Here is a 5295-nt window from a genome sequence, read left to right as displayed (position 1 = left end):
CGGGCGGCGCGCGGCGGTCGGAAGAACGCCTCGGCCTGAGCGGAAGCGGGTCCCTCAGCCGGACCGAATCTCGGAGAGCCCGCCCATGTAGGGCACGAGCGCCGCGGGAATCTCGACGGATCCGTCCTCGCGCTGGTAATTCTCGAGAATCGCGACGATGGTCCGGCCGATCGCGACCCCCGAGCCGTTCAGGGTGTGGACGAACTCCGGCTTTTCGGACTCGCCCGGGCGGAAGCGGATGTTCGCGCGGCGCGCCTGGAAATCGGTGAAATTCGAGCACGAGGAGATCTCGCGATACGTGTCCTGGCCCGGCAGCCAGACCTCGATGTCGTAGGTCTTGGCCGAACCGAACCCGAGATCGCCCGTCGAGAGCGTCACGACCCGGTATGGAAGGCCGAGCCGGCGAAGGACTTCCTCGGCGTGGCCGGTCAGCCGCTCAAGCGCATCGAAGGAATCCTGCGGCCTCGAAAACCAGACGAGCTCGACCTTGTCGAACTGGTGGAGCCGGATCAGTCCGCGAGTGTCGCGTCCCGCCGCCCCGGCCTCGGCCCGGAAGCACGGCGTCCCGGCGACGTAGCGGATCGGGAGCGCCGAGCCATCGACGATCTCGTCGCGATGAATGTTGGTCACGGGGACTTCGGCCGTCGGGATCAGGTAGTAGTCGCCCGCGCGGAAGAGCTCCTCGCCGAATTTCGGCAGGTTTCCGGTGCCGAAGAGCGAATCGGCATTGACCATGAACGGCGGGAGGACCTCCCGATAGCCGTGCTCGCGCGTGTGGAGGTCGAGCATGAACGCCGAGAGGGCGCGCTCGATCATCGCGCCCGCCCCGAACTGCAGCGAGAAGCGCGCGCCCGCGATCTTGGCGGCCCGATCGAAGTCCAGGATTCCGAGCGCTTCTCCGATCTCCCAGTGCGGCCGGGGCGCGAACGAGAACGTCCGCGGCGTTCCGACGCGCCGCTCCTCGCGGTTGGCCGACTCGTCCTTGCCGCGCGGGACGGAATCGTCGGGGACGTTGGGGATCCATTTCTCGATCTTCTCGAGGTCGGCGTCGCAACGCCGCTCGTCCTCCTCGAGGCTCCCGATCTCCTCTTTCAGCCGCTTGATTTCAGCGACCTGCTCCGGGGAGGGACGCTGCTTGCCGGCGGTGAGCCGGTTCCGTTCCTGGCGGCGCCGCTCGAGCTCCGTGACGACCTCGCGCCGCCGCGCCTCGATCTCCGTATACCTCGCGAGATCGACTCCCGCGTAGCGTTCCGGCATCTCGGAGGCGAGGCGCGCCGCGTGATCGCGGAGAAACGCGCGTGCTAACATGAATCGCGGATTGAACAACGCCCCGACGGACAAGTCAAACGCGGTCCGCGACGAACAGGAGCGGACCCGCCTCGCCGAAGCTCGCGACGGCGAGCGAGGGCGGCCTCAGCAGGACGACGAACAGGAGCGGACCGGTCGCCTTCCGAGCGACCCGTACGCGCCGTCCACCGACGCCCCTCCCGCGTGGGACGTTTCCGCGATCGTCGTGAACCGGGACGGAGGCGCGGCGCTCGACCGGTGCCTCGAATCCCTCGCCTCGCAGCAGGGCATCGCGATGGAAGTCCTCGTCGTCGACAACGCGTCCGCGGGCGGAGAAGCCGACGCGGTCCGCGCGCGCTTTCCCGGGATCCGCGTCGTACCGCTGACGGCGAACCTCGGATTCGCCGGAGGGGTCAACGAAGGAATCGCGCGGACGGCGGCGCCGTTCGTTCTCGTCGTCAACAACGACGCGCGGCTCGCGCCCGACTACGCGGCGCGCCTCGCGGCGCGGCTTTCCTTCGACGAGCGCCTCGCGGGGGTGCAGGGACTGGTGCTCCGCGAGGACGGCGCGACGATCGACACGGCGGGGCTTTCGTGGAACGCGCGGGGAGAAGCCGTTCCGCTCCATGCCGGAGACGAGCGTTTCGCCGCGCCGACCGAGGCGATCGAGGTGCCGGGAGTGTCCGCCACCGCCGCGATGTACCGGCGCGAAGCGCTGGCCGACGTCGGCGCGGGCGGCCGCGTCTTCGACGATTCGTTCTTCGCCTACTACGAGGACGTGGACCTTTCGCTCCGGCTCGCGCGCTCCGGCTGGCGTTTCGCGCTCGATCCCGAAGCGATCGCGTTCCACCGCGGATCGATGACCGGAGGCCGCACGCCGTGGAGGAGGGCGCTCTGGATCGCGCAGAACCGCTGGCGGACCCTGCTCAAGAACTTCGACCACGCCTTCCTCCGGCGGCGGCTCGGCGACCTTCTGCGCGCCGATCTCGCCCATGCCCGCGCGCTCGGCGGCGCCGGCTGGCTCCTCCCGCTGATCGTGTGGCCGGCCGCGGCGTGGCGCGCCCTGCGGGAGCGTCGGAAGGAGCCGCTCCTGACCGGCTTTCCCGCTTCGCCGCCGCGCCGTCCTTGATCTCGATCGTCGTCGTCTCCTGGAACTCCGGGCGCGATCTGGAGGGCTGCGTCGAAAGCCTCGCCGCGGCGCGAGCGCGATCCGCGACGCCGGCGGAGCTCATCGTGGTCGACAACGATTCGGAGGAAGCGCCGGGAGAGGCGATTCGCCGGCTCTGGCCCGACGTGCGCCTCGCCGTGCTCTCGGAGAACGTCGGATTCGGGCCGGCCGTCAATCACGGGGCCGCTCACGCGAAAGGAGAGATCCTCCTCCTGGTGAATCCGGACGCGCGCGCGACGGGAGACGCCTTCGGCGCGATCGCGCGGGCGCTGGAGACGCATGCCGACTGGGTCGCGGTCGCCCCGCGTCTCATTCCGCTTTCCATCCAGGACCCGGAATCCGGGGAACGCGGCGGGGCCGACACCGGGGGGGAAAGCCAGGAAACGTTCCAGCTCCGCAGACTGCCGACGCTCCGGCAGGCCGCGCGCGAGCTGCTTCTGATCGACCGCGCCTTCCCGGGGAACCGCGGACGCGTTCGCGACCGCTATCTCGATCGTGACCGCTCGACGAGCTTCGAGGTCGAGCAGCCGGCGGCCGCCGTGCTCGCCGTTCGCCGCGACGCGTTCGGCTCGATCGGCGGCTTCGATCCGCGGTTCGTCCCCGCCTGGTGGGAGGACGTCGATCTGTGCGCCCGCCTTCGACGCACCGGAAAGATCGTGTATTATCCGGATGTCCTCTTCGAGCACGCCGGAGGCGCTTCGATGCGCCGCCTCGGCTACGACCGGTTTCTGCCCGTGTACTACCGGAACGCGATCGTCTTCTGGCGAAAGCACCACGGCGCCGCCGCGGCGTTCCTCTTCCGGGCGCTCGTCGCCGCGGGAATGGTCCTGCGCGCGCTGCTCCTGCCGCTTCGGCCCAGCCCGCCGCGATCCCGCCGCGAAGCCTTCCGCGCCTATCGGGGCGCGTTCCGGGCGGCGTTGTCGTGAGTCGTGCGCCGGACGTCTCGATCGTCGTCGTGTCGCACGGATCCGCCGAGGACCTCGCCGTTTCGCTTCCCGCCGCGGCGGGCCAGCAGGACGTTTCGTCCGAGGTCCTCGTCGTCGAGAACGGAGACCCGTCGGTTTCGCGGACGATCGCCGCCGCTCACGGAGCACGGTTTCTCCCGCAGCCGACGAATCTCGGCTTCGCGGGGGGGGCCAACGCCGGCATCGCGGCGTCGTCGGGCCGCTACGTCCTGACCCTGAATCCCGATTGCCGTCTCGATGCGCGGTTCTGCGCCGCGCTCGTGCGGCGCCTGGACGCTCCGGACGCCGCCGACGTCGGATCCGCCTCGGGCAGGATCGGCCGCGCCGAAGGACCGAAGCTGTCGCCGATTCCGGTGCTCGACTCGACCGGCATCGTCTTCACGGCGTCCGGGCGCCATTTCGACCGGGACGCCGGCGCTCCCGATTCGGCGGCGGTCGGCGCGGAGCCGCGGGCCGTCGCCGCGCCGAAGTGGCCTCGGCCGCGCCGGCGGGAGATCGCCGGCGTCACCGGCGCGGCGGGGTTCTACCGCCGCTCCGCTCTCGATTCCGTGCGGATCTCGACGGGGTGGTTCGACGAAGACTTCTTCCTCTACCGCGAGGACGCCGACCTCGCGCTCCGCCTGCGCCGCGCCGGGTGGCGGTGCCTCTTCGTCCCGGAGGCCGTCGCGTGGCATCGCCGGCGCAACCTCCCCGAGCGCCGCCGGGAGATGAGCGCCGCCGCGAACTATCACTCCGTGAAGAATCGATTCCTGCTCCGGATCAACAACGCGCCGGTTGCGGAGTTCCGGCGACTGCCGACGCTCGCGCGCGATCTCGTCGTCTTCGCCGCGTGCCTCGTGGTCGAGCGCTCGTCGCTTCCGGCCTTTTCCTGGCTGCTGAAGAACCGGCGGCGCCTCCTCCGGAAGCGAGCCGAGATCGCGGCGATCCGCCCGTCGGCGACCGGCGCGGTCGCGGCGGGCCGCCGCGGGACGCGCGGATGAGGATCGCGATCCTGGGGACGCGCGGGATCCCTCCCCGCTACGGCGGGTTCGAGACGTTCGCCGACGAGCTGTCGCGGCGGCTCGCGCGCCGCGGTCACGACGTCACGGTGTACTGCCGGACTCACTACACCGACCGGTCGATCACGAAGGTGGGCGACGTGAACGTCGTCGTCCTCCCCACGATCCGCTCGAAATACCTCGACACCATCGTGCACGCGTTCCTCTCCGCGATCCATGCCGCCCGGCGCCGCTACGACGCCGTGCTCTTCTGCAACGCGATCACGGCCGCCGTCTGCGGGATCCCGAAGCTCTCGGGAGCGCGCGTGCTCCTGAACGTGGACGGCCTCGAGCGGAACCGCCGAAAATGGAGCGCGGCGGGCCGGGCCGCGTACGCGATCTCGGAGCGGCTCTCGACCGCCCTGCCCGACGTCCTCGTCACGGACGCCGGGGTGATCCGCCGGTATTACGCGGAGACTTTCGGAGTCGATCCGCTCGTCATTCCGTACGGCGGGGATCTCGAACCGCCCGCCGGGAGCGCCGCGCTCGGCCGGCTCGGGATCGCTCCGGGCCGCTACTTCCTCTACGTCTCGCGTCTCGAGCCGGAGAACAACGCGCTCGCCGTCGTCGAGGCGTACCGCGAGGCGAAAGGGGATCTCCCCCTCGTCGTCGTCGGAGACGCCCCTTACGCGGCGGAATACATCGCCCGCGTGAAACGGGCGGCGGACGGCCGCGTCCTCTTTCCCGGCGCGGTGTACGGCGAAGGCTACCGGGAGCTCCTCTTCCACGCGCGGGCGTACGTCCAGGCGACCGAGGTCGGGGGAACCCATCCCGCGCTCGTCGAAGCCATGGGCGCCGGGAGGATCGTCGCGTACCACGACTCGCCGGAGAATCGGGA

At 70.7% G+C, this 5295-nt stretch carries 5 protein-coding genes; 4 read left to right on the top strand and 1 reads right to left on the bottom strand.

Features of this window, described 5'->3' with window-relative positions:
• Nucleotides 1-54: 54 nt before the first annotated feature.
• Nucleotides 55-1308, bottom strand: coding sequence for a serine--tRNA ligase (gene serS, locus VFS34_13700; GenBank protein ID HET9795502.1), 1254 nt, complete (start codon nucleotides 1306-1308; stop codon nucleotides 55-57).
• A 10-nt stretch (nucleotides 1309-1318) separates the two neighbouring features.
• On the opposite strand from serS, the gene VFS34_13695 reads away from it, so the two are divergent.
• The 4 genes from VFS34_13695 to VFS34_13680 form a co-directional block, all read left to right on the top strand.
• Nucleotides 1319-2416: a glycosyltransferase family 2 protein gene (locus tag VFS34_13695; GenBank protein HET9795501.1), complete on the top strand. Its 1098-nt coding sequence runs from the start codon at nucleotides 1319-1321 to the stop codon at nucleotides 2414-2416.
• A complete protein-coding gene (locus tag VFS34_13690; protein HET9795500.1) occupies nucleotides 2413-3381 on the top strand; it encodes a glycosyltransferase in 969 nt (322 codons plus the stop codon). Before VFS34_13695 ends, VFS34_13690 begins: the two co-directional genes overlap by 4 nt.
• A complete protein-coding gene (locus VFS34_13685; GenBank protein HET9795499.1) occupies nucleotides 3378-4400 on the top strand; it encodes a glycosyltransferase family 2 protein in 1023 nt (340 codons plus the stop codon). Before VFS34_13690 ends, VFS34_13685 begins: the two co-directional genes overlap by 4 nt.
• Nucleotides 4397-5295, top strand: an 899-nt coding sequence (locus VFS34_13680) for a DUF1972 domain-containing protein (protein ID HET9795498.1), incomplete at its 3' end; no start/stop codon positions are given. The genes VFS34_13685 and VFS34_13680, both read left to right, overlap by 4 nt.

The organism is Thermoanaerobaculia bacterium (assembly GCA_035717485.1).
Lineage (GTDB): Bacteria > Acidobacteriota > Thermoanaerobaculia > UBA5066 > DATFVB01 > DATFVB01.
The sequence above is the reverse complement of the archived record's forward strand: the minus strand, read 5'-3'. Positions and strand labels throughout refer to the sequence as shown.

Bases quoted from the DNA above. Each gene is read 5' to 3' on its own strand.
- serS (HET9795502.1), bottom strand. From the start codon at position 1,308: ATGTTAGCACGCGCGTTTCTCCGCGATCACGCGGCGCGCCTCGCCTCC.